Source organism: Micromonospora lutea, assembly GCF_016863535.1.
GTDB classification, from domain to species: Bacteria; Actinomycetota; Actinomycetes; order Mycobacteriales; family Micromonosporaceae; genus Micromonospora; species Micromonospora lutea.
This window is the reverse complement of the sequence record NZ_BOPB01000026.1, coordinates 40,654-66,960: the sequence shown is the minus strand read 5'-3', so window position 1 is coordinate 66,960 and position 26,307 is coordinate 40,654. Positions and strand designations below refer to the sequence as shown.

Genomic DNA, 26,307 nt, shown 5'->3' with positions numbered 1-26,307 from the left:
CTGAGCCCGCTCGATCCGCCGCCCAGCGACCCGAGGCCCGCGGACAGGCACCTGTCCGCGGGCCTCGGCGGCGGCTTCCACCCCCGATTCCAGGAAGCAGCCGTGGGATCGACGACTTGTCGCCTAACCGCGACGATCGGTTCGGCGCGACCGGGATGATCAGCGGGGTAGCTCCAGGGCGTCGATCGCCACCTGGTGGATGTCCCCGTCGACGACGTAGAAGAGACGGTCCTGGTTCGGCGACAGCGACGGGTGGTACTCGTCGGCGGCCGTGTTCACCACCGGCCCGACCCCCGTCGGCTGCGACCACCCGCCCGCCACCCGGCGACTGGCCCAGATGTCGCCATTGCCGGCGCCGCCGGCCCGGTTCAACCCGGTGAAGAGCAGCATCCGACCGTTCGCGGTGATCGTCGGGTTGAACTCCCAGCCGGCCGTGTTGACCGGCGCGCCCAGATTCTCCGCCGGGCCGTACCCACCACCCGGTCGTGGTCGTGCCCGGTAGATGTCCCAGCCGCCCAGACCGCCGGCCCGCTCGCTGGCGAAGTAGAGCGTGCCATCCGCGCTGACCGACGAATACAGCTCGTCGGCCGGGCTGTTGACCGGCCCGAGGTGTTCCGGCTCACCCCACCCACCACCGGGCGTACGCCGCACCCGCCACAGATCCGCGTCGGTGCGCTCCTGCCCGTTCACCGGGCGGATCGAGGAGAAGTGCAGGGTCCGCCCGTCGGGGCTGAAGAACGGATCCAGGTCCGGGTACCGCCCCGAGAACGGCGCCACCCTCGGTGTCGACCAGTCGTTGCCCGTCCAGTCGGACACCATGATGGTCGCCTGCCGGGTGGCCGGGAAGAAGCCCTCGCTGCGCGGAAAGTACATCGTCTTGCGGTCCGGTGACAGGGCCAGCCGCCACTCGTACGCGTCGGTCGAGATGACGCCGGGCCCGACCGGTTCGGGTGTGCCCGGCGGGTCGCCCCACGGCCCGGGACCGCCCGGACATCCCAGAATTGCCACTGTCACCACCGACGCCAGGTATTCACGCATGCGCCGATGGTGTCCCCGCGTGCGACGGCGTCGGAGCACCGGCGTGACGGACGGGAGCGGGCGTGGGACGAACGGGAGCGGTCAGAGAGGTAGGCCCAGCGCCCGCCGCACCTCGTCACGGTAGGCCCGACCCGAGATCAGCACCGCGCCGTCGCGCAGCCGCAGCGCCAACTCGCCGTGGCGCAGGGTCTGCACGTCACGCACCCGGTCGAGGCGGACCGCGAGCGACCGGTGCACCCGCAGGAAGGCGTTACGGTCCAGCGTGGACAGCAGCCCGGTCAGGGTGGCCCGCACCGGATAGCTGGCGGTGCCCACGTACACCCGCACGTAGTTGCCGTCGGCCCGCAGATAATCCACCTCCTCCGGGTCGAGCAGCCGGGTGCGTCCGCCGGTGCCGACCGCGATCCGGCCGACGGCAGGTCGACGGTGCCGCAGGTGCACGCGGAGCCGGTCCAGCGCCATCGCCAACCGTTCCCGGTGGTACGGCTTGACGAGGTAGTCCACCGCGGCGACGTCGAAGGCGCGCGTGGCATACCCGGTGTGCGCGGTCACGAAGACCACCGCCGGTGGGTCGGCGAGTTCGTCCAGTACGGCGAAGCCGTCCGCGCCCGGCATCGCCACGTCGAGGAAGACCGCGTCCGGCCGGCTCGCGGCGATCGCGCGTACCGCCTCGTCAGCGGTGCCGCACGAACCGGCGACGGTGACATCCGGATGATGGCCCAGCAGCGCGGTCAGCCGCCGACGGGCCGGCGGCTCGTCGTCGACCACCAGCACCCGCATCACCGCACACCCGCCGCCGACGACACGGACACCCGCTGCGCGCCCGCCGACCGCCACGGAACGCGCAGCACCACCCGGAACCCGCCACCCGGCCGCGCGCCGGCCGTCAGCTCGGCCCGGACACCGTACGCGGCGCGCAGCCGCGAACGGACGCTCGCCAGCCCGATGCCGCCCGAGCCGGAGCCGGCACGCGGACCGACACCGTCGTCCTCGACCACCAGACGCAGCGTGTCACCGTCACGGTGCGCGGCGACGAGCACCCGACCGCCACCGGCCCGGGGCGCCAGCCCGTGCCGGACGGCGTTCTCGGCGAGCGGCTGGAGCACCAGGGGCGGCACCAGCGCCTCCGCCGCATCGGCGGAGACATCCCAGACCACCCGGAGCCGGTCGCCGTAGCGCTGCTGTTCGATGTCGAGGTAGCAGCGGGTCAGGTCCACCTCGGCGGCAAGCGGCACCGGCCGGTCGTCGCCGTGCTCCAGAGCCTGCCGGAGCAGGGTCCCCAGGTCGACGACCATCCGTTCGGCGCGGTCCGGGTCGTCGTGCACCACCGCCGCGATCGTGTTCAGCGTGTTGAAGAGGAAATGCGGCCGGATCTGCGCGCGCAGCCGGGCCAACTCCGCGCGAGCCAACTCGGCCTCGCGCCGCCGGTGCGCCGACGCGTAGTGCAGCGCGTGACCGACACCGGTCAGCAACGCGTACGTGAACGCGTGCTGCGGGCGCTGGTCGACGGCCAGTTCGGCGAGCAGCGGCAGGGCCGGCCAGCAGCCCAGCCACTCGTCGAGCCGGTGCACGACCCACCAGCGTCCGAAAACCGCCACCGCCAGCCCGCCCAGGTGCACGCCCAGGACGAGCGGGGTCGGTCGGCCGAGGGGGAACCGGGCCGCCAGGGCGAGCGCGAGGACGGTCAGTGGAATCCACAACCCGGCAGTGATCAACTCGGCGGTGAGCACCTCCGACCACGGAACGTAGATGCCCCACTCCGCGGTGATCTGCTGGTAGTTGCGGGCGGCGATCCAGCCGTACCCGAGCCACCAGACCGTCGCGCAGACCGTCCACAGTGCCAGCCGGCGCGCCATACCGAGAACGTAGGGGCAACGCAGCCGGTCGGACAAGTGCGGTCCCAGAACCTCTTCCTGGACCTCGACTTGCGCAGGTGATCACAATGGCGGGCATGAGGGGCACACGCTGGACCGGGTTGACGGGGTTGCTGGTGCTGACTGTGGTGACGGGCTGCACCGGCACCGGAGCCGAATCAACCGAGCTGCCGGCCCGGGCGGTATCGCTACCGGCCGAGGTGCGAGGGCTCGGGCCGGCGGTGCTGGCGGTGCCCGTCGCGGACGATCGTCGTACCGACCTGGTCGGTCTGCTCGCCGTGGAACGGTTCGGTGACGACCTGGCCGGCCAGCAACTCGCCCGGCGGCACGCCGAGGTCGCCTTCGGTGACCCCCGGTACCCGACCGTCGCCCGGGGACTGGGTGACGATCGCCGGGACGCCCTGCTCGTCGACGGTCGACTACGCGAGATCACGCTCCCCGACCATGTGTTCGCCCGACGGGCCACCGGCGTCGGTGACACGCTGACCGTCACGGCGTCACGATGCCTCGCGGTGACCGGCGACGGCACGATCACGCAACCTGCGGTCGAGTCCTCCTGCACGATCGCCCGAGGCGGCGTGGTGTGGCGGGACCGGTCGGAAGACCGCTACGGCGCGATCGACCTGGCGACCGGGGCGGCGAGCCGGGCCATCGCGTTGCCGTCACATCCCATCGCCGCCTCACCGGACGGCCGCTACCTCGCCGCGCTGACCACCGACCGACCCCGGCAACTCGTCATCGCCGACACCAGGACCGGCCGGACAGAACCCACGGTGACGGTCAGCGGAACGGATGTTCCCGGAGTCTTCACCAAGGACGGGTTCGCCGTGCTGCACCGGGTCGGCAACGTCCGGACGATCAGCCTGGTCACCCCGGACAAGGACGTGCGTACCCTGCTCACCCCTGTCGGTGAGGTCGCCTTCGCCCCCGACGGGCGGCGCGCCCTCGTGATCGACACCCGCTCCGGCACCGGGCGGATCGCCGTGCTCGACCTGCAGACAGGCACGGTCACCCCGGTGGTCGACGGCGGCGCCGACCGCTCCGGAACCCAGTTGCCGCCGGTCACCGGCGCCGTCACAGCGACGGCCTCCGGCGACACCGCCCTGGTCGTGGAGCTGGCGGCCGGGCCCGACACCGGCCTGCGGGCTCCCCGCCCCAGCCGCACCTGGTCGGTACGGCTGTCCACCGCGACCGCGACCTCCCACCCGAACACGCCAGAGGCGGCGGCGGTGCGGGTGCTGGAGCACGATGCTCCGCCCGCCAACGCCACGGCCGTGACGGCGCTGTCGTTCCGACCGGACGGTACGACCCTCACCCTCAGCCCCGACGGCACGGTCACCAGCGCCCCACCGACAGCCACCCCCCGGGCGACCCTCGGCCACGGCGCGGTGCTGCACACCCTCACCGACGACAACGGGAACGAACGGGCCGACCGGCTGCTGGTGACCGACGCCTCCGGCAACCGGACCGAGGTGCCCACCGGCGCCGGCCCCGACCAGCGGGTCGACACCGTGCTCCTCACCCCCGACACCGAACACCTGCTGATCTCGTTGCGCGCGACCAGAGGCGGGCAGAAACCGGGAAACCTCGACGCCGTGGTGATCGTCCGGCGCGACGGCACCGGCAAACCGGTCACCATCTACCAGGGCGCCATCCTGGCCAGCCTCGGCATCACCCCGACCGACTCACCTCAGTGACGTGAGCCCCGCACGGCGTACCGATGCATCGTGACGCCCCGCTCGAACGACGCCTGCTCGATCAGGTCGAGCTCCACCGGCAGGTCGAGGGCGTCGAAGAGTAGCCGCCCGGCACCGAGTACGACGGGATGGGTGAAGAGCAGGAGTTCATCGAGCAGCCCGGCCCGCAGCAGGCCGGTGGCGAGGGTGGCGCCACCGACCCCGATGTCCCCGTCGACCTGTGCCCGTAGCTGTGCGAGCTGCTCGATCGCGTCGTCCCCGCCGATGACGCGGGTGTTGTGGTCGGCGCTGGCGCGGGTACGCGAGACGAGCACCTTGGGCATCGACGTCCAGATCTCGCCGTACTCACGCAGGTAGTCCGGCAGGGATTCGTCGTCCCGTGCGCCCGGCCAGAACGCCTCCATCGTCTCGTAGATGGTGCGGCCCTCGACCATCAGCGACAACGCCCGCGCCCGGGCGTTGAACTCCCGGTGCAACGACTCCCCGATGCGCAGCCAGTCGCCACCGCCCTGCTCACCCGGAGCGTGCTCGATCCGCAGATCGAGCGACACGTTCATCCAGTACACGAACCGACCCGACACGATGTCTCCCAAGTGGTGTACCTATCTGCACCTGCTTCCGGCTCGACGCACCGTCAGGGTGCGTCGAGCCGGGCGAGCAGGGTCCGAGGCGCCACCGCCCGGTAGCCGTCCTCGATGATCTCGGCCAACTCGGCCTCACCGATGCCGGTGTCGAGGCGTACCCCGACCCAGCCGCGATGCCCCACATACGGCGGGCGAAAGTAGGTCCGCGGGTCCTCCGCGATCAGCTCGACCGCGGCGCCTGGCGGCGCGGCACACCACAGGTGGGCGAAATCGTCCTGGTGATGGCCGTCCGGCCAGACGGTGGCGAACGACCTCTTGCCCCGGACGAACCAGGTCGGGGTGCCGTGACTCAGCCGCTCGCTGACCTCGGGAAGACGCAGGCAGGCCCGCCGGACGATCGCCACCATGTCGCTCATCGGCCCACGCTACGACAGCGGTCTGACGAAACGCGGCGAGCGCCGCTGCATCAGGTCTGCGGGATGCCGATGACGCTGACCTCCACGCCCTCGTTGCGCAGCGCCTTCATCGCCTGGTAGAGCGCCACCTGGGCGAAGGTGAAGAGTGAGTTGACGCTGACCCTCCGGCTGGTGCCGAGCGCAATGGCGTAGACGACTTTGGTGGGCCGGAAGTCCGGGCCTAGGTCACGTCCGTTGGGCTGCCGCCGCACCGTGTCGAGGAATCTGGCACGGGCATCCTGTTGGTAGCGCAGCGCCTCGTAGGAGACGATGCCCTGGGCGAAGAGGTGGCTCAGTGGGGAGCTGCTCTTCGCACGTTTGACGTGAATCAGCTCGCCGCCCGGCCCGAGCAGGTCACACGCCTCGATGCCACGGCGGTGCTGGGTCGTGCGCAGCAGCTTCTTGTCCAGCAGCACCAGGCCGGAGTTGCAGCGGGCCGCCTCCCGGTTGTAGGCGTCCTCGTCGGCAAGGTCCGCCGTCCAGGGTGGCAGCGCGATGGCCGATGGCCGGGCCAGGATCTCGGCGATCTCCTGGCCCAGGAAGTCGCGGTGCCGGTCGCCGATCTCGTACCACTCACCCTCGTGCAGCAGCAGGTGGCTGGTGCCGACGGCCACCTCAGCCGTGAGCCAGCGGAAAGCCCGGGTCGAGTCCATCTCCTCTGCACCGCGCGTGTCGGTGCAGAGGGTGATGGTTCCGTTGCGCAGTCCACTCCACCGATCGCCGTCCAGCGCCCCGTTGCTGTGGGCGAGGATGGCGGGCAGGTCCAGTTCCGCGGTCAAGGTCCGACGGCGGCCGGACTTGGGGATCTGAATCCGGTACGACCGGACGTGTTCGATGTCGCTGATGAGATCGCCGGGCACCGCCACGCCGAGCGCAGGCGGATTGGCAAGTCCCAACCGCTCGTCGATGGTGTCGATGAGCTTCGGCATGCGAGGGTCCGAGGCCCGGACCGGGCGGATCTGCGTGATGAACTCCAGATCGGCCGGCGGTGACTCCTCCCGGCACACGCGATCGATCTCCCGCAGATCCGCCAGGAGCCCTTCGGGCTCGACGCAGAGCTGGATGTGCAGGGCGTCGCCGCCGTCGATTCGGGCTGGTCTGCCACTACGCCGGCAGACCGTCAGTCGAGGGTTCTCGGTACGCCCACACACCTGGCCGACGATCTCTCCCCACTTGTCGATGCCGTACTTCCAGATGGGCTGCCCTGCGGGGACGAAGCTGCGGTCGACTCGTCCGGCGGCACCGATGACGCGGCGGCGAATCTGCCGGATGTCGCTAGGCATGAGCGCACGGACGGCGAACGACACGCCGAAGGTCCGATCGAACACCTCCTGGTCGATCATGTGCCGGCCCAGGGTCCCATAGGTCAGCGCGTAGGCGCGCTCGTCGACGGCCAGCAGCAGAGCCCCACCGCCGCTGCTGTGGCCGAGGTCGATGTCCTCGCCGGTGAGACTGGCCAGGGCGTCGCACCATTCCGCGCGTGGCCGGGGAACCGTGCCGTGCACCAGCAGCGCCGGCACGCCCGCAACCTGTCGCGGCATCGGCTCGAAGCCGTTGTCGGCCAGATAACGGCCCCGGATGGCCTGCCGCAGACCCTCCAGGTCAGGAGAGACGCGAAGACGGTAGAGGGTGGTCGGGTAGGTGCCGGGCGGGCCCGGCGGGAGCGGACCGTCGAAGAGGGTGGGCTGCTCGTGGGCGGGCCGGCGGCGGTCCTTCCGGCCCGGCGGTCGGGTGGTGAAGGTGGGCGGGATCCGCTTGGTCGCACTGCGCATCTCGATCTCCTCGCGTAGAGATTCGTGGTCGGGCAGCGGTGCTGGGGAGTCGAGGGCGGGTTTCGCGGGACCCGCCCTCGACGCACGGGGTCAGTTCAGGGCGACTTCGACGCCGCCGGAGAACGGCGAGTCGTGCAGTTCGAGCGTGGTGAGCTTGACCTTCTTCGGGATGTCGAAGACGAGGACGCCGGTCACCTGGTTGCCGGGGTTGATCTCGTTGAACAGGGTCTGCTGGTCCTCGTTGGCGTAGATCGCGGCCGCCGAGTCGGTGGAGTACTCGGTGCCTTCGGCGTCGTACGCCTTCTGGCTGCTGTCGATCAGCGTCTGCGGCTCCTTGCCGATGTTCTTGACCTTGACCGTGACCAGGCAGAACTGGCCCTGGGCCGTGGTGCCGAGCAGGTCGCTGCCGACCTTGCTGACGCCGCACTTGGTCGACTTCACCGTGAACTCGAACTTCCCGTCCCGGGCCGCTTGGCCGATCTTCGCGGGCTTGGCGGGCTTGGCGGGCTTGTCTTCGGCGGCGGCGTCGTCGCCGTCGCCGGAGCTGCCGGCCCCGTCGGCGGCGCCGACGCCGCAGCCGAGCGCGACGAGGGCGGTGGCGAACAGGGCGAACGTGGTCATCTTGCGCATGGTTGTCCTCCTGGCGTGAACGTTGCGGCGTCAATGAGAGCATGGCGTGTGAACACTGTCAACAAGCATGATGCTTGACATGTGTGACACACTTCGACGGTGCAGGTGAACCCGACCATCACGGCAGCGGAGATCGCCCGGCTCGCCGGGGTGGGCCGCGCCGCCGTCAGCAACTGGCGCAAACGCCACCCGGGCTTCCCGACGCCGGTGGGCGGCACCGCGGCCAGCCCCGAGTTCGACCTCGGCGAGGTCGAGACGTGGCTCCGCGAGCAGGGCAAACTTCCCGAACTGTCGCGCGCCGACCGACTCTGGCGGCATCTCGCCGCCGCCACCGACAGCCCAGCGGCCGCCCTCGCCAGCGTCGGCGCCCGACTCCTCAACCGACAGGCGGGCAAACGCCCGAGGCGCCCGGCGATCGACCCGGCCGTCAAGCCGCTGCTGCCGGAGATCGACGCCCTCGCCGACGAGCTGACGCCTCCGGTCGCCTTCGACGAGCTGTGGCAACGCTTCTCCGCGCCCGCCCCCGGCCGCCCATGGGCGACCCCGAACGAGCTGGCCGACCTCATGGTCCGGCTCGCCGGCGCGGACGGCCGCAGCATCCTCGACCCCGCCGCCGGCTCCGGAGCCACCCTGCGGGCCGCGGTCCGCGCCGGCTGCACCGAGGCGTACGGGCAGGAGCTCGACCAGGACCTCGCCACCCTCGCCGGGCTCTGGCTCGCGCTGCGCGGGGTACCCGGCGAGGTCCACCACGGGGACTCGTTACGCGCCGACGCCTTCCCCGGCCGCACCTTCGACGCGGCGGTCTGCCATCCGCCGTTCGGCGTCACCACCTGGGGGCACGAGGAACTCAGCTACGACCCGCGCTGGCAGTACGGCGGGTCGCCGCCGCGTACCGAACCGGAGCTGGCCTGGGCCCAGCACTGCCTGGCACACCTGAACGTCGGCGGGTACGCCGTGCTCCTCATGCCACCGACCGCGGCGGGACGCCGCACCGGCCGGCGCATCCGAGCCGAGCTGCTGCGTCGTGGCGCGCTCCGGGCCGTCATCGCGCTGCCCAGCGGGGTGGCCGCGCCGCACGGCGTACCCCTGCATCTGTGGGTGCTGCGGCACCCGGCCACGGACGCGCCGCCACCGGCGCGGACCCTGCTGGTCGACGCCGCCGACGGCGACCTCGCCGAGCTGGCCCCCCGGATCCTCGCCACCTGGCAGGCCTTCACCGCCGCTGCGGACGCGGACGTCGAGGAGGCCGGCTTCGCCCGCGCGGCCCCCGTCATCGAGCTGCTCGACGAGGAGGTCGACCTCACCCCCGCCCGCCGCCAACCCGCCGGCGTCAGCGCGCGGACGGGGGAGCAGATGATCCGCACAAGGGAACGGCTCGCCGCCGTCGTGCGGGACCTGCCGGCGTTGATCCCGCAGGTCAGCGCCGCACCGCAGACGGGCGCGGCCCTCGCCGTCACGGTCGCCGAGCTGGTCCGTAGTGGAGCGTTGCAGTTGCTCGGGCCGCTCCGGGCGACCCGCGACAACGACGGTCGGCCGCAAACTCCGGTGCTGCACGCGCGCGACGTCATCGAGGGAGTTGGGCCTTCTTCGCGCGGCGACCGGCCGGCGGGGGAGCCGATCCCGCTCGCGCCGGGGGATGTCGTCGTGCCGGTGGTCGCCCGCCGCATCACCGCCCGGGTCGTCACCGACGAGAAGGCGTCGCTCGGGGCGAACATGTACCTGCTGCGGCCCAACCCGGCCGCACTGGACCCGTGGTTCCTGGCCGGGCAGCTGCGCAACACCGCCAACGAAAAGCAGGCGTCGAGTCTCTCCGGCACGCTGCGGTTCGACATCCGGCGGGCGCTGGTACGGCGGCTGCCGCTGGCGGAGCAACGGGCGTACGGGGAGGCGTTCCGCCGGCTCGACGCGTTCGAGTCGGCTATCCGACAGGCCGCGCTTCTGGGAGCTGAGCTGGCGCAACTCGCCGCCGACGGCCTGGCCCAGGGCAGTCTCCGCCCGCACGACGAGGCATGAAACCTGCGGTGCGGAGGAACCGCCGTTTGGCTGCTGGCATCGCGCTCGTCCGCCGTTGTACGGTCATGCGTCCGCCGGGCGTGGGGCCGGCGGCGGGCGCATCGGTGCAGGTGGGTGTCACCGCGTGGGGAGTCTGATGGCGCTGGACAGGATCGGCGGGTACGACGTGGTCCGGCCGCTCGGCTCGGGCGGCATGGGGACCGTCTACTTCGCGATTTCACCCACGGCCGATCGAGTGGCGCTCAAGGTCATCAAGAAGGAGCTGCTGGCGGACTCCGGCATCCGGGAGCGGTTCGCCGCCGAGGTGGAGAGCCTCAAGCTGGTGTACGGGTCCCGGGTCGCGCGCCTGGAGGACGCCGACGCCACGGGCGATCCCGCCTGGCTGGCCGTCGAGTACGTGCCGGGTGCCACGCTGCGGCAGCACGTCGACGCGAAAGGTCCGCTGTCGCTGCCGCTGGCCGCGATGGTCGGGGCGATGCTCGCCGACGGGCTGGTCCGGGTGCACCAGGTCGGTCTCCTGCACCGCGACCTCAAGCCGCAGAACATCATCCTCGGCCCGGACGGCCCGAAGCTGATCGATTTCGGCCTGGCGGTGCTGATCGACCGCGAGCACTACCTGACCGAAGCCGGCGCACTGGTCGGTACGCCCGCCTACATGTCGCCGGAGCAGGTCCGTGGCGAGCGGGATCTGACGCCGGCGGTCGACATCTACGGCCTGGCGGCCACGCTGGTCTTCGCCCTCACCGGCCACGGCCTCTACCCGCCGACCAACTCCTGGAACCTGCTGCTGCGGATCACCGACCCGACCGACCTGCCCGACCTTTCCGGGGTGCCGGCCGAGCTGGTCCCGTTGCTCGGCGCCATGCTGGCCCACGACCCGACCGCCCGGCCCGGGCTCGACGACGTCCGCGCCCGGCTGCTGGCGGTGGCCACCGCGAGCAGCGGCAGGAGGGCCCTCGACCTGCGCTCGGAGGTCGCCGCTCTCACCTATGACGGCGAGACCGAGTTGTTGGTGCCGCCGGACCTGACCGATCCGACGGAGGACCCGGAGGACCTGCCCCTCGTCGAGGAAGCAGGCACGGTCGAGGTGCCCGAGCCGACGCCGACGAAGGTCGACCCCGAGCGGCCGGCCAGCCCAGGCCCCGACGTGACCTGGCTGGTCGAGAAGATCCGTCGCCAGTACGCCCGCCGCTCGACCCTGTAGGAAGGCGCCACCGATGACCACCTCCCAGGAGGCCACGTTCGCCCCGGGCTCCCGCATCGTCGTCCGCGATGAGGAGTGGCTGGTCCGCAGCGTGAAGACCGGCACCGCGGACGGCACCATGATCAAGGCCGTCGGGGTCTCCGAGTTCGTGCAGGACGTAGAGGCCACCTTCTTCACCGCCCTGGACGACATCCAGGCGATGCGTCCCGAGGAGACCGTGCTGGTCCGGGACACCTCCTCGCGGTTCCGGCAGAGCCGACTGTTTCTGGAGGCGGTGCTGCGGCGTACGCCGTTGCCGCGCACCGAACGCGGCCTGGCCCTGGCCGACCGGTTCCTGCTCGACCCGCTGACCTACCAGCAGCGTCCGGTCGAGCTGGCGCTCGCCGGCCTGCGCCCCCGGATCCTGCTCGCCGACGTGGTGGGCCTCGGCAAGACCCTGGAGATCGGGCTGATCCTCGCCGAGCTGATCCGCCGGGGCCGGGGCGAGCGCATCCTCGTCGTGTCGCCGCAGCAGGTCCTCGAACAGTTCCAGCGGGAACTCTGGACCCGCTTCGCCATCCCACTGGTGCGGCTCGACTCCACCGGCATCCAGCGCATCCAGCAGGAGATCCCCGCCGGGCGCAACCCGTTCACCTACTTCAAGCGGGCCATCATCTCCGTCGACACCCTCAAGGATGCCGGCCAGTTCGGCCATCACCTCGACGCCACCGTCTGGGACGTGGTGGTCATCGACGAGTCGCACAACCTGATCAACAAGGGCACCAAGCGCAACGAGCTGGCCCGCCGGCTGGCCGAGAAGACCGATGCGCTGCTGCTGGCCAGCGCCACCCCGCACAACGGCAACCGGGAATCCTTCGCCCAGCTCATCTCCCTGCTCGACCCGGCCGCCATCGCCAACGAGAAGGAGTACGAGGCCAAGGACATCGCCCACCTCTACCTGCGCCGCACGAAGATCAGCCCCGAGGTACGCGACCAGATGGGCGACCGCTGGGCCGACCGCGGCCCGTCGCAGGCGGTGCACTGCGCGGCCAGCCCGATCGAGGAGCAGATCTTCGACGAGCTGACCGACGTGTGGCTGGCCGGCAAGTGGAGCGACGAGGCGGTCACCGGGCAGCACCGGCTCTTCCCGTACACCCTGTTGAAGTCCTTCCTCTCCTCGCACCGCGCGCTGCACGAGACGGTGAAGATTCGGCAGAAGAAGGCCACCGGCACCGAACGGGCGGCGCTGGACCGGCTCGCGGAGCTGACCTCCGCGATGACCGACCGGGACTCCAGCAAGCTGCGGATGCTGGTCGAGGAGCTGAAGAAGATCGGCGTCGGTCGGGGCAGCGAGATCCGGGCGGTGGTCTTCTCCGAGCGGGTGCCCACCATCAAGTGGCTCGCCGAGGTCGTTCCCGGGCTGCTCGGGCTCAAGCCGAACGCCGTGCGGGTGCTGCACGGCGGCGTCGCGGACAAAGACGAGCAGCGGATCCTGCAGGAGTTCGAGCTGGCCGGCAGCGAGGTGCGGCTGTTGTTCACCGGCGACGTCGCCTCCGAGGGCGTCAACCTGCACCAGCAGTGCCACCACCTGATCCACTACGACATCCCGTGGAGCCTGATCCGCATCGAGCAGCGCAACGGCCGCATCGACCGGTACGGGCAGCGGCACCAGCCGCAGTTCCGGGCGCTGATCCTCACCTCCGGCCGCGAGGACGCCAAGGACGACCGTACGGTGGCCGAGAAGCTGCTCCAGCGAGAGGAGAACGCGCACCGCAGCCTCGGCAGCGTGGAGGCCGCGACCGGTCTCTACGACGCGAAGGCCGAGGAGGACCGGCTGGTCCGTGACCTGCTCAACGGCCGGACCGTCGACGAGTCCTACGAGGCCGCGCACGCCGAGATCGACGTGATGGCCGACCTGTTCGGTGAGATCGGCTCCGCACCCGTGGCCGCCGACATCGCGCAGGCCCGGGTGCCGAAGCTCTTCGACTCGACCCGGGACTTTGTCGACGCCGCCCTGCACGAGATCTACGACGACCGGCCGGAGGACCACATCGACCTGCGCCGCGAGGAGGAGCTGCTGACCTTCCTCGCCCCCGACGATCTGGTGCACCGGCTCACCGACCTGCCCCGCTCCTACCTGCGCGCCCACCGGGAGGGCGACGACCTGCGGCTCAAGGTCACCTTCGACCGTCGGCTCGCCCAGCGCAAACTCGACCAGGCCCGGCAGAGCCGCACCCCGATGTGGCCGGAGATCGCCTTCCTCAGCGACGTGCACCCGATGGTCGACTGGCTGGTCGACAAGGTGCTCATCCGGCTCGGCCGGCAGCAGGCGCCGGTGCTGACCGCCGACGTGGACGCACCGACCTACCTGATCCAGGGCGTCTACGCCAACCGCCTCGGCCAGCCGACCGTGGTGCAGTGGATGGCCGTCACCGGCCTGCCCGCCGCGCCGGAGATCCGGCCGATGGACGAGGTGCTGCGCGCGGCCAACGTCGGCCCGGACATGGTCAACCGCGCCGAGGCGGTCGACACCGAGCCGCTGAAACGGCTGTTGACCCCGGCCGTCGCTGCCGCCCGTGAGCACCTGGCAGGCAAGCGCGCCGAGTTCGACGCGGCCAACGCCGAGCCGCTGCGCCACCACCGCGACCGGCTGACCGCGTTCGAGCAGGCCAGCCTTCTCGACGAACTGCCCGTACCGGTGCGCGAGAAGCGCCGCCAGCGGATCACCGCAACCGTCGCCGAGCAGCACGACCTGCTCGACCGCCTGGAAACCGACGGTGACCCGCTGCTGCGGGTGCTCGCCGTCCTCGTCCCGTCCCCGGAGAACCTCGCATGAGCTTCGAGTCGCTGACCAACCGCGGCGAGTACCTCTCCGCGCACTACCTGGCCGAGATCCTGCCCACCACCGTCAAGGGCGGCCTGGCCAAGCAGTGGACGGGGCGGGAGAAGGCCGGCGAGCAGACCCCACGCACCGGCCTGCGGGGCCTGCGCCGCCCCTACTTCGACGCGAAGACCGAGCTTGCCGACGACGAGTTCTTCGACCCGGAGCGGTTGCGCAAGCTGCACCAGGAACTGCTGAAGGCGCTCGGCTTCGAGTCGCAGCCGCAGATTGTCACCGTCGAACGCGCCGGCCACGAACACCAGATCCCGGTCGCCCACGCCGAGCTGAACACCGCGCACGGCATTGTCGCGCTGGACTGCGGCTGGGCCGTGGACACCGAGGCCGCCCAGGACCCGGACGCTGCCGGCTGCCTGCTCGACCCGGTCACCCTGCCCGGCAACGAGATCATCACCACCGGCGCGAAGCTCGCTTCCTGGCTCTTCGCCGCCGAGAACCCGCCACGGTACGTGCTGATCCTCAACGGCGGCGTGGTCACCCTCGCCGACCGGGCCGCCTGGGGCGAGGGCCGCTATCTGGCCGTCAGCCTCGACACCCTCTACGCCCGCAACGACGACAAGGAGTACGACGTCGTCGCCGCCCTGTTCGGCGCGGACTCGCTGCGCCCACCCGCCGAGGGCGACACCGAACCCCTCGCCGAGCTGGTCGCCGGCTCCCGCCAACACGCCGTCGGTGTCTCCAGCGAACTGCGCGAAGGGCTGAAGGTCTCCGTTGAACTCATCGCCAACGAGGTCCTGGACCGCATCCGGCAGGCCGGCTACCAGCCGCAGCAGGTGATGGAGCTGGACGAGCTGGCGAAGGAACTGGGCCGGGAGGCCCTGCGCTACCTGTACCGGATCCTGTTCCTGCTCTACGCCGAGGCCCGTCCCGAGCTGGGCGTGCTGCCGGTCAACGACCCGCAGTACGTCGAGGGCTACAGCCTGGCCCGCATCGGTGACCTGGTCGCCCGCCGCCTCGCCCCGTCGGCCGAGGGCGGCTTCCACCTGTACGAGTCGCTGGACCTGCTGTTCCGCATGGTCAACGAGGGCCACCGCCCACGCGGCGGCGCCGAGGTCGACGACCTGGCCAGCGAAGGTGAGGGTCTGCGCTTCGAACCCATGAAATCGGACCTGTTCCTGCCGGAGAAGACCCGGCTCATCGGCCGGCTCATCCCCGTGCCCGACAGCGACGACGAGGACGACCCCGGCGCGCCGACCATCGACACCCGGCTGTGCAACAAGGTCCTCTACCAGGTGCTGCGCCGGCTGATGCTCACCAAGGGCGGCCGCAAGCGCCGCGGCGGTTTCATCTCGTACGCCCAGCTCGGCATCAACCAGCTCGGCGCGGTCTACGAGGGCCTGATGTCGTACACCGGCTTCGTCGCCACCGAGCAGCTTTACGAGGTCGCGAAGAACGGCGACCCGAAGGACGGCTCGTGGATGATCCCGGCATCCAAGGCCGACGAGTACGACGACAACGTCTTCGTCTACAAGGAGCACCCGTACACGGGCGTGCGCAGCCGGGTCAGCTACGCCCCCGGCGCGTTCGTCTACCGGCTCGCTGGCCGGGACCGGCAGACCAGCGCCTCCTACTACACCCCCCAGTCACTGACCGAGGTCACCGTCCAACTCGCCCTGAAGTACCGCCTCGACCAGGACGACACGATCACGCCCGCCCGGGAGCTGCTGGACTGGACGATCTGCGAGCCGGCGCTCGGCTCCGGTGCGTTCCTCAACGAAGCTATCAACCAGGTCGCCGCCGAATACCTGCGCCGCCGCGCCCGCGAGCTGAAGGTCGAGCTGGACCCGGAGCAATACCACCTGGAACTGCAGCGGGTGAAGGCGTACATCGCGCTGCACAACTGCTACGGCGTCGACCTCAACCGCACCGCCGTCGAGTTGGCCGAGGTCTCCCTCTGGCTCAACGTCATGCACGCCGGCCTGCAAGCGCCGTGGTTCGGCCTGCACCTGCAACGCGGCAACTCGCTGATCGGCTGCGGACGCAAGACCTACGACCCGACGCAGCTCGCCGACAAATCCTGGCTGACCACCGCCCCGGCCGAGAAGCCGTTCCGCGACGGCCCGATCGACGCTGGCAGCATCCACCACTTCCTGCTCCCCGCCGACGGCTGGGGCGCGGTAGCGGGGGAGAAGGAGGCCCGCGAGCTGGCCCCGGCCGAAACCGCGAGACTCAAAGCCTGGCGTACGGCGATGAAGCGCACCCCGTCCGCCAAGGGCAAGAACTCGCAGGTCAAACGCTTGCAGGCGCTGGCCGGGCGGGTCGAGTTCCTGTGGGGGCTGGTGCAGCAGCGCCTCGCCATCTCCGAGCGGGAGATCCGCCGCGACATCGCCGTATGGGGCGCCGACGACCTGCCGCCGGTCACCGAGGCGGTGCCCCGGGAGAAGATCCTCGCCGACCTGACCGCGCCCGGCACGCCGTACTGGCGGCTCAAGACCCTGATGGATGTCTGGTGCGCGCTCTGGTTCTGGCCGCTGGACAAGGTCGGCCTCCTCGACGGCTCCGACCCCGCCTACCCGGCCGCGCCCGTCCAGGTCGCGCACATCAAGCAGGAGCCGGCGTACGAGGAGCAGGTGGTCTACGAGACGCCGGACATCTTCGGCAACGTGGAACCGCGCCAGATGACCCTGCCGACCAAGGCGACCGGCACCCGGCGGATGACCGTGGCCGAACAGCTCCGCAAGCAGGTCCCGCTGACCAACCTGGACGACTGGCTGACGTTCGCGGAGGCGCTGGTCGGCCGCAGCGACGTGGACGAGAACACCGAACGCTTCTACGGCCGCAAGCTCGACAGCCTGGCCGAGATGAGCGACTTCGAACAGAAGCTCGACGGGGTCATCGGGGTGGACTCGCCGTGGATGCTGGCCGACCGCTTCCCGTGGCTGCTGACGGCCGAACGAATCGCCGAACAGCAGGGCTTCTTCCACTGGGAACTGACGTTCGCTCAGGCGTTCGCCAGGGGCGGCTTCGACCTCCAAGTCGGAAACCCCCCGTGGGTTCGCCCAGTATGGGAAGAGAACGTCGTGCTCGCCGAACGTGATCCCTGGTTCGTCCTGACTGAAAATCCGCCGCAACATACTCGACAGATCCGGAAAACACGGATTGCCCTAGCCGACGATTTTTTCCTCCAAGAGCGCACGGCCAGCTCCGGCTACGTCGCGTACTATTCATCGTTGGCGACATATCCGTTACTCGCCGGAACGCAGCCGGATCTGTACCGAGCGTTCATGTGTCGCGTGTGGTCAAACGTCTCTGGGCCGGGCATGGCAGGGATGGTCCACCCGGATAGCCATTTCAGCGGCGCACGGGAGGGTCGATTGCGCTCGGCAGCTTATAGACACTTGCGCCTTCACGGGCATTTCCAAAACATGCGCCTGATTTTTAAGGAGATTAGCTGGACCCGAGAGTTCGGGATTCACGTATATGGAACACCGCGAGGCTGTATCTCCTTCACTCACGCCAGTTGGTTGTACGCGCCCGAGACGTTGGTAGGTTCATTGACACACGGCGGCCAAGGGGAACTTCCGGGCATAAAGGCTGCGGGAACCTGGGATCTGCGTCCGCACCGGGGCAGGCTTGTCACGGTAGACGAAACGATTCTCGCGGAGTGGCACCTAGTCATCGGCGATTTCAACGCCCCTGCGGATCAGACGAGGCTTCTTCAACCTGTCACCATAGGCGAACAAGCCGTGATTTCTGCTTTGGCGAACGTCGGCCGACGGCTAGCAGATCGGCAACCCATGGTCTCGTCCGGATTTCATGAGAAGGGAGCCAAGAATGATGGGGTTATCGAGTGGCAAGGCTCGGAACCCGGTGATTGGCATGAGGTAGTCCTTCAAGGTCCACACTTTGGCGTCGCGACGCCACTCGCCAAGCAGCCGAACATCCCCTGCCGGAGTCCTAAGGACTACGAACCGTGGGATCTTACGGGGCTTTCAGCAGACGCAGTACCAAGGACCAACTATCGCCGATCGATTGATCCGAGCGCGTACCAGTCGGCTCAGGACTCTTGGAGAGGCCGGCCGTACAGCGATTACTATCGTGTCGCCTGGCGAGAGATGATCCCGCTTAACACGGAGCGTAGCCTTTTCGCAGCAATCATCCCGCCAGGTCCGACACACATCGATGCGGTTCGTTCAATGGCACTCTCCACGGACCGCGAGACCGCCCTGCACGCAGCGTTCTGGGCCTCGCTGCCATTGGACTACCTGCTTCGAATCACGGGCCGCGCTCATTTGAAGGTCAACGATGCCGGACTCATGCCCGCCCCCGATCCCGGCCACCGTCTTGCGCCTGCAGCTTTGCTGCGTGTGCTTCGTCTGAATTGCCTCACTCGCTCATACGCCCCGCTCTGGCACGGCCTCTACGAAGACCGGTGGCGAAGTGGTGAGGCTTGGGCGGTGTCCTGGCCCGGGCTGCCCGAGGCGCAGGCCCTCGGCGAAGTCGAACGCTCGTGGACCTGGCATGTCCCGCTCCGGACCGAGCTGGCCCGTCGGTCCGCGTTGGTTGAGCTTGATGCACTCGTCGCCGTGTGGCTCGGGATCGGTGTCGAGGAGTTGCTATCGATGTACAGGGCTCGCTTCCCGGTGCTACGCGAGTACGAGTCCGCGATGTGGTTTGACGGCAACGGGCGCAGGATTACCCGCGACTACTACGCACGCGGCGTCAACCAGCCTAACGAGGCATACGGCCAACTGATGGCATTCCTGGAAGATCCCGAGGGGAAAGCCGTGCCGGACGGCTACACGGCACCGTTCTACCGGGCGGATAGGGAACACGAATATCGACAGGCCCATTCCGTGTTTAGCAAGCGGCTGCAGGATTCGAATGATGAAGGCTGAAGGCGATCGTAGACGGTGACTCTAATATTGCCCATGCCCGAGAGTCCTACAACTGGAATACGTATAACCTTGTGAGCGCTTTGGATAACAAAGTGGTGCCGGAGGTCGGCCGACTGGATCCTTCTCGTCTTGGTAATCCTCGTAAAGGATCTAACTAACCGCTCTGAGCCTGTAGCGTCTTGAAGTGCTCGACGAGCTTGGCGGGCACGTCCTCTGAACTGGTGAGTGTGGTGGATAGCTCGAACAGCAAGCCAACCTTTCCGGAAGGCGCACTGAGGGAGGCCATACGAACTTCGGAGTCGAGTTCGGCGCTAAACTTGCCGTTCTTTCGCATGCCGGCGATGTCCTCCTCGGTCCAAGCCCGGTCGTCGACACGGGGCCAGAGTTTGTTCGCGGCGGTGCACCATTGCTCATCGGTAAACAAGTCTTCAATCTCCCGTGTGCCTACATACATGCACTGCTGCCGGCTAATTCCTGACCGACGGATCTTCTCCTCAACGAAGTGGCTCTTGGAACCGCTGTTGCACGTGGAATCATTATCCACTAGGAAGTAGACCTTGCGGCCGGACTCGTGAAGGTACTTGGCGACCTGTAGGGCACCAACGTTGCTCTCTCCATTAATTAAGGCAATGCCGTCGGACTGCAGTGGTTTACCCATAGCGAGTTTGTAGAGAATCGGCAGACACTGCATTTCGGTCTCGCCTTCAACACCGAGGAAGCATCTCTCGTGCAAGAGGACACTGTTGCGTAGCCCCATCGCTGCTGCGATCTGCGCGAGATACTCATCAACGGCACTGTGATTCGGGCTGAGTAGACGCGTGAGGGCCGTGCGTTCCTGATGGTCAAGGCGCAGATGGACGATATCGGCTGGGTCAACGCGGTCGATGAAGTTCAGGCTATGGGTCGCAACGATCATTTGCGTTTCGTCGTGTGCACACTGGTCGAGGATGAGGTCGAATAGCTGTCGCTGATGCGCGTAGTCCAAGTGTGTGTCCGGTTCATCGTAAGCGATGACAAATCCCGGGTGATCGGGCGGTGGATTCCTGAGCTGCTTGCTAGTCCACTCCCACACCGCCAGGCTGATTTGTCGACGTCGTCCCGCCCCGGCGCGGCGCAGCGTGATCCGGCGGCCGTCGTCTTTAGCGCGTTGAATCTCCACGCTACGTAGCCCTTCGGCGAAGCTGACATGAGGGACAATGACTACCTCACCGATTCGCGAACATCGCTGCTTGATTAGCTGTCGCAAGTCATCAGCCTCGCGTGCCAGGTCGTCTTGCAAGTCGGCCTCAAGCCGGCGAATCACCGATAGTCGTTCGCCTGCTTCGTCAATCAGTTGCCGAAATCCTGCCTGCAATGCCGTCCTAATCTCGACCTCAGGATCAGGTTCATCGGTCGAGGAAAATGGCAGGTAGATGGGTAACCTGCCGGCAAGATCACGAGCGAGGGGGATCCACGTAGTGACGCAACTTCCCGAGGATATCTCGTCGTCAGCAAGACGCTGTAGTGGAAGAAGCCACGCGTCCTTCGACGATCTGCTGCCCTCTGGGTCTAGGTTCCGTGCCTCCGCACGAGAACGCAAATCATCGCGCTTCAACTCAGCCAGATTGCGTAGGTCCTCGGAAGCAGGAACGGCCTTTTGCACTTCCAGTTGTGAAGCCGTGCCCTCCAAGCTGATCCGGCGGATGAGGATCGGCCCGACCAGACCAAGCGTTCGTTCCTCATAAGTGGTCGGCATGAACGTTCCAGTGACATTCATGCAATAATGCCGAAGACCATCTGCGGTGAGCACGGCTGCCTCTTCGTCGTCGACTGCGTATGTCCGATCCTCCTCCCCAATCTCGGGCTTGCCGGTGAGGAGAAACTGCAGCGCTAGCAGGCAACTGGTCTTGCCGCCATCGTTACTGCCGACGACGATCGTCGGTCGACCCACCGGGATGTCGACAACGTTTGCAAGGGACCGCAGGCCACGAACGGAGTATTTAACCAAGCGCATGACAGTACCTTCGGTCGATGCGACGAGAAACTGGCATCTGAATTAACGGACAGCAGCCTCGCTCGTCACGGGACCTTCAGGCAACGTCGATAGCCATAAGGCGGTATGCGATGAGCACTGCGAGCGGGAGAGCGCTCCTCCTAGAGCCGGACTTTGTCCGATCAGGGGTTGACTGAGTGCCAACTGCTGTCTCCCGCTCTCGCCGCAGAGATTGCGGTCGGCTCTGAGAAGGACGGATCGCTTAGCGGCGGTTATTTGCCTCCGACAGGTCGCAGGTCTCGCCGCTAGGGCTCATATGCTTCGGAAACTGTCCGTTTCTATTTAGGGTGAGCCTTCTGCCACAAGATGGGCAAGCCCGCCCGCTGCGTGGCCGGCGACAGCTGCCTGACAGTTCCCCATCAGGGCGGTGGCTCTTTGTGCCTGACCCGCTGCACTCCTTCTGCCGACCGGTTGTCCAAAAGCCATATGTCTCTTCGGTGTAGTGTTTGGGCAACTTCTTATCTTTGGTCAGGGGAACCCGTAGGCAGCAAACATTGCAGTGCGCCAAAGTGTGATCCTCTCCACTTCGATGGGCGCATTATGCCCGATTTGTGTGCGGTAACGCTGCATGTCTGCTTCGCGCTTGAACTGTCGCTCCGCACAAGGAACCAACATCTTCCCTGAGGATTCAGCTGGCCGCCTTGTTATGTCGCCAGCACGACAGATGTCTGCAGGCCCCAATTTGCTCCTGCAGATGCTTCTTCCTCGAGGCGGGGATGACGATCGGTCTAAAGGCAACCCTGGGAGAGCGGAAAATCGCTGAGGTTGCTGGTTTATGGCCGGGAGCGTCAGGAAGTTCCACCGCGCTCCGGCCGAGGCGCAGTCTACTGCCTCGGTTTCGTGGACCGGACAAAGTTGGTCCAGGCGGTGAGGGAGAAGGTGAGGGCAGGACCGGCCGGGTCCTTGCTGTCGCGTACGGCAACGAGGCCGGGGAGGTTGTCGGCGACCTCGACGCATGCGCCGCCGTTGTCGCCGCTGTGGATGCTCTTGCGCCACTGGGCGTCGGTCAGGTTAGCCATGGTGAACCTCTCCGATGATCTTGTTGATCAGATGCCTCGATTGTTGCTCATCGAAGGCGAGTAGATCGAGACTTGCCCACACTTTTTCGTAGGCCGCGATCTCGTCCGGGCGATCCAGGTAGAGCGCGCCGGTGAGGGATTCGCTGTAAACGACGGACGGCTCCGGAGTGGTCCGGGTGGTCAGCGGGAAGTCGAGCATCATGAAGGTGCCGGCGAGCGCGCCATAGTGCGCTCCAGCCGACAGAGGCAGGATGCGGATGGAGACGTTCGGCAGTTCGGTGAGGTCGAGCAGGTGGCGCAGTTGATCGGCCATCACCGTCCGATCGCCAACCTGCTTGATCAGCAGCGACTCGGCGAGCACGGAGCTGAGCATGGGTGCCTTCGGCAGCCGCCGTCGCAAGAGTCCTTGCCGCTGAAGCCGGACGCCGATGAACTGCTCCAAGTCGTCGTCGCTCATGTCGGTGCGGTTCTGGAAGACGCCTCTGGCGTAAGCCTCCGTCTGAAGAAGACCGGGGATCAGGGATTCGTCGAACCCACGCAGACGGGAGGCGGCGGATTCGAGGCCGACGTACAGCTCGAACCAGTCGGGGATGGCGTCGCCGTAGGAGTGCCACCAGCCCTTGGCTTTGGTCTCGTTGGCCAGGGCGACGAGGGCGGTAGTCAGCTCGGGGGTGGCGGCGTACAGCTCGCACATGGCCTTGACGTCGACGGCGCGGGTGGGGCCGAGGCCGGTCTCGATGCGCCACATCTTCTGGCGGCTGCACTGCATGGCCTCGGCCGCGCCGTCGAGGGTCATGCGGGCTTCGGTGCGCAGGTCGCGTAGTGCCCGCCCGAGCTGTCGCCTGGGGACTGTCGAGCCCATGTCGTCGGCCATCGGCCACCCCTCTCGTGTTGCGTTTTGTTACATCCGGACGCCATCGGTGAAACGCGGAACGGTCACCTCGGAAGACGATTCTTCCGGGCTTCGTTTGCGCAGGTGATTATGCGTCTGACCTTACAAGACGCCTCCGACAGGAGCCATAACCGTGCAATTCCCGTCAGCGCAATTGGCGTACCGTTTGAGGGTGGTCTAAAGCTGGCATGAGGTGCGGCGCTCGTGGCGGAGTCGTAGCTGTCGCCTTCGAATCGCCCGCCCTGCCTACGCGGCCTTGCCTTCCTCCACGGCCTGCTGGAGATCCTGCTCTGTCAGCAACGGGTGGTCGGGGTCGGCAGTGTCTCCGTCGCCCGGCGTGAAGTGAAGCCTCTCCATGTACGGCGTGGGCTTCTTGCGCCGGTAGTCCAGGAACTCCTTGGCGTAGTACTGTCGCGCTTCGTCAGCCGTTCGCTGGCCGGTGACGATGTCGTGCATCAGGTTGAGCGCCAGCAGGTTCGCCTGCTCGTCATGACAGCGGGCGGAGACCGTGCCGGCGGTGCGATCGACGATCATACTGCCGTCGAACTCGGCGAGCTGGCTGACCACGTCTGCCGGCACCCGGTAGTCGATGAAGGACTCGACCGAATCGGTGTGCGACGTGGGGAATTCGTGGGCGTAGAAGTCGCGGGAGGCGACCATCCGCTTCTAGGGGCCGACGTTGTGCCACACGAGCAGTGACTCGGTCGCCTCGTGGGGCTCGCCGTACGCGTCGATGACCAGCTGAGCTGCCTCACGGGATTCTTCCGGCCAACCGTTGACAATCTCTGTACCGCGTGCGCCACCCATCAGATCATCCTTCGCTCGACGCCGATGGAACCTCATTCGTTTTGCAGAGCCCTTCCCGCCCGCTACGTGGGTAAACCTGCTCTGGGTGACCGACCGGTGATGCGACCGCGAAACAGCGCGCCTTCTGCCGAAGCATCCCGCCGGGCGCCGACCTCGGGGGCCTGCTGGAAAGACTCGCCTTGTGGCCGGGCGACCTGTGGTTGCTCGTCCTCGGTCTGGCGATACTGCGTGACCTGAAGGCCAGCCCGCGCAGGTGATGTCCGCGCCCGCGCCGACATCAACGGTCGCAGCCGATGCCGTCTCCGTCCCGGTCAAGGTCGTAGATGTCGGAGCCGATCACCCGTACGGGGCCGCTGACGTACGCGGGGCCGTTGCCGCTGCCACCGGCGCAGTCGACGTCGCTGGCGATGGGTACGCAGGCGCCGGCGTAGTTCGGGTCACATTGCCGAGCCTGCTTGGTGCCGACCCGGACGACCCGTGTCACCGGCTGCGTGGTGATCTCCGATGTGATCAGCTTCTTCTCCGTCTGGACGCCGTCGACCACGCTGACCTCGTACGTCAGGGTCCTGACGCCCGGCACCCCACGGGTGCTGACCTTCTTGGTGCCCTTGGCCAGGGACGAGTCGTTGACCGTCCTCGTCTTGTACGGGACCTTCTTCGTCACGGTGATGGTGCGAGTCTGCGCCACCGGCGACGGCGACTGCGTCGGTGGCGCCGCCGTGGTCGGGGCTGCGGCCGTGGTCGGGGAGGAACCGTCGTCGACCAGGGCGGACGGCAGCGGCTCGGCGACGAGATCCTGCCGCCCCGGAGGTTCAGACGAGGGTGCGACGATCGCCGAGATGGTCGCCACCCCGCAGATCATGAGTACGAGGGCGACGGCACCGATCCAGATGATGCGCAGAGGCTGGTTCTTCACGCCTCGATTTTGCTGAGCCGAGCCAGGATTCCTCGCCGGCCGGTCAGGCGGGATGTTCACCGGTTCTTCGGTACGAGCACCGTACGAATGTCGATTCCCGTCCGCGGTCCACAACAGACAATGGTCGGCCGTCCGCTTACCCACGTCGAACGTCGCGGACCCGCACCGGATGGGGGAACGGGCATCGGCCCGTGAGATGCCATGCGGATTACTTGGCGCGCAATGGGATGAGTTGGCCGCCATGAAACATTCCGTGGTCCATCCTTGCAACATCCAGGGATCGCGATAAAGAAAGTCCGCCAAACTACCCGCGATTGCGCCGCCAAACGTTGCGTTTCTCCTGCGTACTGGCATTTGATGGCTGCAGCGCGGCGGCCGGGTCTTCCCCCGAACCGGCCGCCGCGCTCCCCGTTTTCGGCCTGCCGGATGCGCCTGACCGAGCGGGACGGCCACGGGAGTCGGGACAGGACTTCGAGGCGGTAGGGGAGGCGTGTGGGGACATGGGCAGGCGGTGGAAGTGGTTCCTGCGGCCCGGGAAGGTCGCGCTGGACCTGACCGGGCAGGCGGTGCCGGACGGGGACGTGCCGGGGCGGTTCCGGCAGCTGACGGTCGAGCATGTCGTACCGGAGATGCGAGAAACCTCGCGCTGCGACGGCGCGCTCGTCTACGAGTGGCCCGAGGAACGGTCGGCGGTGCCGGGCCGGAACCAGCGTGCGAGCCGCTACGACCCGGGGCGTTCCGGCGGGAACCGGGGGAGGTTCGTGACGCCGGCCCATGCGACGCCGTCCGACGGTGAGCCGGTCGACGTCGCGCCTCCGGACGATCTCCTCGCCACCGTCGCCCAGCTCGAACAGGCAAACCGCCTGGCTGACCTGCATTGGCGCAGCCCCACGGAGGATCCGCGTACCCGCAGGTGCCCGCAGTGCCGCGCGGACGGCACCTGCCCCCGCGCAACCTGGGCCGACGCGATCCTCATGCGCTGCCTGCGCGCGTACCTGCGATGAACGCCTTCGACCTGTCGCCCGCGCAGATCCGCAACCGGCTGATCCTGCGGGCCCGGCAGGCGGCACTGGATGCCGACCGGCGGCGGCAGCCAGCGCGGCGCCCGCCCGGTACCGGCGACGGCCCGCCTGCCGGTCGTCCGTGCGTGTCTGTCGCTGCGGAGGACGTGGTCCGACTCGCCGAGTCCGATCATCGGCACGCCACCGGTCCGCTCCGGCTGAGGATCGTCCGGATCCGGCCGGACATCAGCGAATGGTACGAGGGCGAGTGGGTGTGGCTCGAAGGCGTCGAGGTTGGACCGGACGACCAGAACGGCCCGTTCCAGCCGGTACTGGCCCGGGCAGCAGAGCTCCAACTACCTGCGACCCCGTGAGGCTCGCAAGCATCGTCAGCTGCTGATACCCGACTGTCTTCACCTTTGGGTGACGCGATGATTACTCAGTGCCCAAATGCCGTGCCAGGTGCAAGGACAACACGCTTTGTCGAGAGCGAGTGCGGATGCTCGGGATGCGCTGTTACCGCCATGTCGGTATGCCCGAGGCGGGGCCGCGGCATCCCAAGGTTCGAAGGACCTCTCGCCGATCGACGTCTTCGCGCCCTCGGGCGGCTCCTCGTAGTGCGTCACAAGGCGGAGGCGGGCGGCGTCCTACAGCCGC

Annotated in this window: 20 protein-coding genes; 7 read left to right on the top strand and 13 right to left on the bottom strand. The window is 68.0% G+C overall.

From position 1 onward, the window contains the following. Positions 1-159: 159 nt before the first annotated feature. The 3 genes from Vlu01_RS21235 to Vlu01_RS21225 all read right to left on the bottom strand — a co-directional run bounded on the left by Vlu01_RS21235 (position 160) and on the right by Vlu01_RS21225 (position 2,894). Positions 160-1,038, bottom strand: coding sequence for a TolB family protein (locus Vlu01_RS21235; RefSeq protein WP_204002347.1), 879 nt, complete (start codon positions 1,036-1,038; stop codon positions 160-162). Between the two features lie 81 nt (positions 1,039-1,119). After that, entirely contained in the window at positions 1,120-1,818 is a 699-nt protein-coding gene (locus Vlu01_RS21230; protein WP_204002345.1) for a LytR/AlgR family response regulator transcription factor, read from the bottom strand. Then, positions 1,818-2,894 carry a sensor histidine kinase gene (locus tag Vlu01_RS21225; RefSeq protein WP_204002343.1) on the bottom strand — a complete coding sequence of 359 codons (1,077 nt, stop codon included), beginning with the start codon at positions 2,892-2,894 and terminating at the stop codon, positions 1,818-1,820. The genes Vlu01_RS21230 and Vlu01_RS21225 overlap by 1 nt, the downstream gene beginning before the upstream one ends. Positions 2,895-2,989: 95 nt before the next feature. Here Vlu01_RS21225 and Vlu01_RS21220 point away from each other — a divergent pair, with 95 nt between their 5' ends. Then, a complete protein-coding gene (locus Vlu01_RS21220; protein WP_204002341.1) occupies positions 2,990-4,609 on the top strand; it encodes a YncE family protein in 1,620 nt (539 codons plus the stop codon). Here the strand turns inward: Vlu01_RS21220 and Vlu01_RS21215 are convergent. The 4 genes from Vlu01_RS21215 to Vlu01_RS21200 form a co-directional block, all read right to left on the bottom strand. Beyond that, positions 4,603-5,190, bottom strand: a complete 588-nt coding sequence (locus Vlu01_RS21215; protein WP_204002338.1) for a dihydrofolate reductase family protein — start codon at positions 5,188-5,190, stop codon at positions 4,603-4,605. The two genes, Vlu01_RS21220 and Vlu01_RS21215, sit on opposite strands and share 7 nt — an antisense overlap. A 53-nt stretch (positions 5,191-5,243) precedes the next feature. After that, on the bottom strand, positions 5,244-5,609 hold the full coding sequence (locus tag Vlu01_RS21210) for an MmcQ/YjbR family DNA-binding protein (protein WP_239096033.1): 366 nt from the start codon (positions 5,607-5,609) through the stop codon (positions 5,244-5,246). A 50-nt stretch (positions 5,610-5,659) separates the two neighbouring features. Further along, entirely contained in the window at positions 5,660-7,420 is a 1,761-nt protein-coding gene (locus Vlu01_RS21205; protein WP_204002335.1) for a DUF6119 family protein, read from the bottom strand. Positions 7,421-7,510: 90 nt separating this feature from the next. Next, the gene (locus tag Vlu01_RS21200; protein ID WP_204002332.1) at positions 7,511-8,050 is read right to left on the bottom strand and encodes a DUF4352 domain-containing protein; all 540 of its coding nucleotides are present in this window, start codon (positions 8,048-8,050) and stop codon (positions 7,511-7,513) included. 99 nt (positions 8,051-8,149) lie between these two features. Here Vlu01_RS21200 and Vlu01_RS21195 point away from each other — a divergent pair, with 99 nt between their 5' ends. From Vlu01_RS21195 to Vlu01_RS21180, 4 genes are all read left to right on the top strand, one after another. Further along, on the top strand, positions 8,150-10,063 hold the full coding sequence (locus Vlu01_RS21195; RefSeq protein ID WP_204002329.1) for an N-6 DNA methylase: 1,914 nt from the start codon (positions 8,150-8,152) through the stop codon (positions 10,061-10,063). A gap of 136 nt (positions 10,064-10,199) precedes the next feature. Beyond that, positions 10,200-11,267: a serine/threonine-protein kinase gene (locus tag Vlu01_RS21190; RefSeq protein ID WP_204002327.1), complete on the top strand. Its 1,068-nt coding sequence runs from the start codon at positions 10,200-10,202 to the stop codon at positions 11,265-11,267. A 13-nt stretch (positions 11,268-11,280) separates the two neighbouring features. Further along, on the top strand, positions 11,281-14,082 hold the full coding sequence (locus tag Vlu01_RS21185) for an SNF2-related protein (RefSeq protein WP_204002324.1): 2,802 nt from the start codon (positions 11,281-11,283) through the stop codon (positions 14,080-14,082). Continuing rightward, positions 14,079-18,983, top strand: a complete 4,905-nt coding sequence (locus Vlu01_RS21180; protein ID WP_204002321.1) for a class I SAM-dependent DNA methyltransferase — start codon at positions 14,079-14,081, stop codon at positions 18,981-18,983. Before Vlu01_RS21185 ends, Vlu01_RS21180 begins: the two co-directional genes overlap by 4 nt. Positions 18,984-19,137: 154 nt before the next feature. On the opposite strand, the gene Vlu01_RS21175 is transcribed toward Vlu01_RS21180, so the two are convergent. The 6 genes from Vlu01_RS21175 to Vlu01_RS21150 form a co-directional block, all read right to left on the bottom strand. Continuing rightward, on the bottom strand, positions 19,138-20,976 hold the full coding sequence (locus tag Vlu01_RS21175) for an AAA family ATPase (protein WP_204002318.1): 1,839 nt from the start codon (positions 20,974-20,976) through the stop codon (positions 19,138-19,140). 863 nt (positions 20,977-21,839) lie between these two features. After that, the gene (locus Vlu01_RS21170) at positions 21,840-22,034 is read right to left on the bottom strand and encodes a DUF397 domain-containing protein (protein ID WP_204002315.1); all 195 of its coding nucleotides are present in this window, start codon (positions 22,032-22,034) and stop codon (positions 21,840-21,842) included. Next, positions 22,027-22,908, bottom strand: a complete 882-nt coding sequence (locus Vlu01_RS21165) for a helix-turn-helix domain-containing protein (RefSeq protein ID WP_204002313.1) — start codon at positions 22,906-22,908, stop codon at positions 22,027-22,029. The genes Vlu01_RS21170 and Vlu01_RS21165 overlap by 8 nt, the downstream gene beginning before the upstream one ends. 264 nt (positions 22,909-23,172) lie before the next feature. Beyond that, entirely contained in the window at positions 23,173-23,586 is a 414-nt protein-coding gene (locus Vlu01_RS21160; RefSeq protein WP_204002311.1) for a hypothetical protein, read from the bottom strand. Positions 23,587-23,592: 6 nt separating this feature from the next. Beyond that, a complete protein-coding gene (locus Vlu01_RS21155) occupies positions 23,593-23,733 on the bottom strand; it encodes a hypothetical protein (protein ID WP_204002309.1) in 141 nt (46 codons plus the stop codon). A gap of 277 nt (positions 23,734-24,010) precedes the next feature. Further along, entirely contained in the window at positions 24,011-24,649 is a 639-nt protein-coding gene (locus Vlu01_RS21150; protein ID WP_239096032.1) for a G5 domain-containing protein, read from the bottom strand. 500 nt (positions 24,650-25,149) lie between these two features. On the opposite strand from Vlu01_RS21150, the gene Vlu01_RS21145 reads away from it, so the two are divergent. Next, positions 25,150-25,653, top strand: coding sequence for a hypothetical protein (locus tag Vlu01_RS21145; RefSeq protein ID WP_204002307.1), 504 nt, complete (start codon positions 25,150-25,152; stop codon positions 25,651-25,653). Next, positions 25,650-26,024, top strand: coding sequence for a hypothetical protein (locus tag Vlu01_RS21140; protein ID WP_204002305.1), 375 nt, complete (start codon positions 25,650-25,652; stop codon positions 26,022-26,024). Before Vlu01_RS21145 ends, Vlu01_RS21140 begins: the two co-directional genes overlap by 4 nt. The last annotated feature ends 283 nt before the right edge of the window (positions 26,025-26,307 follow it).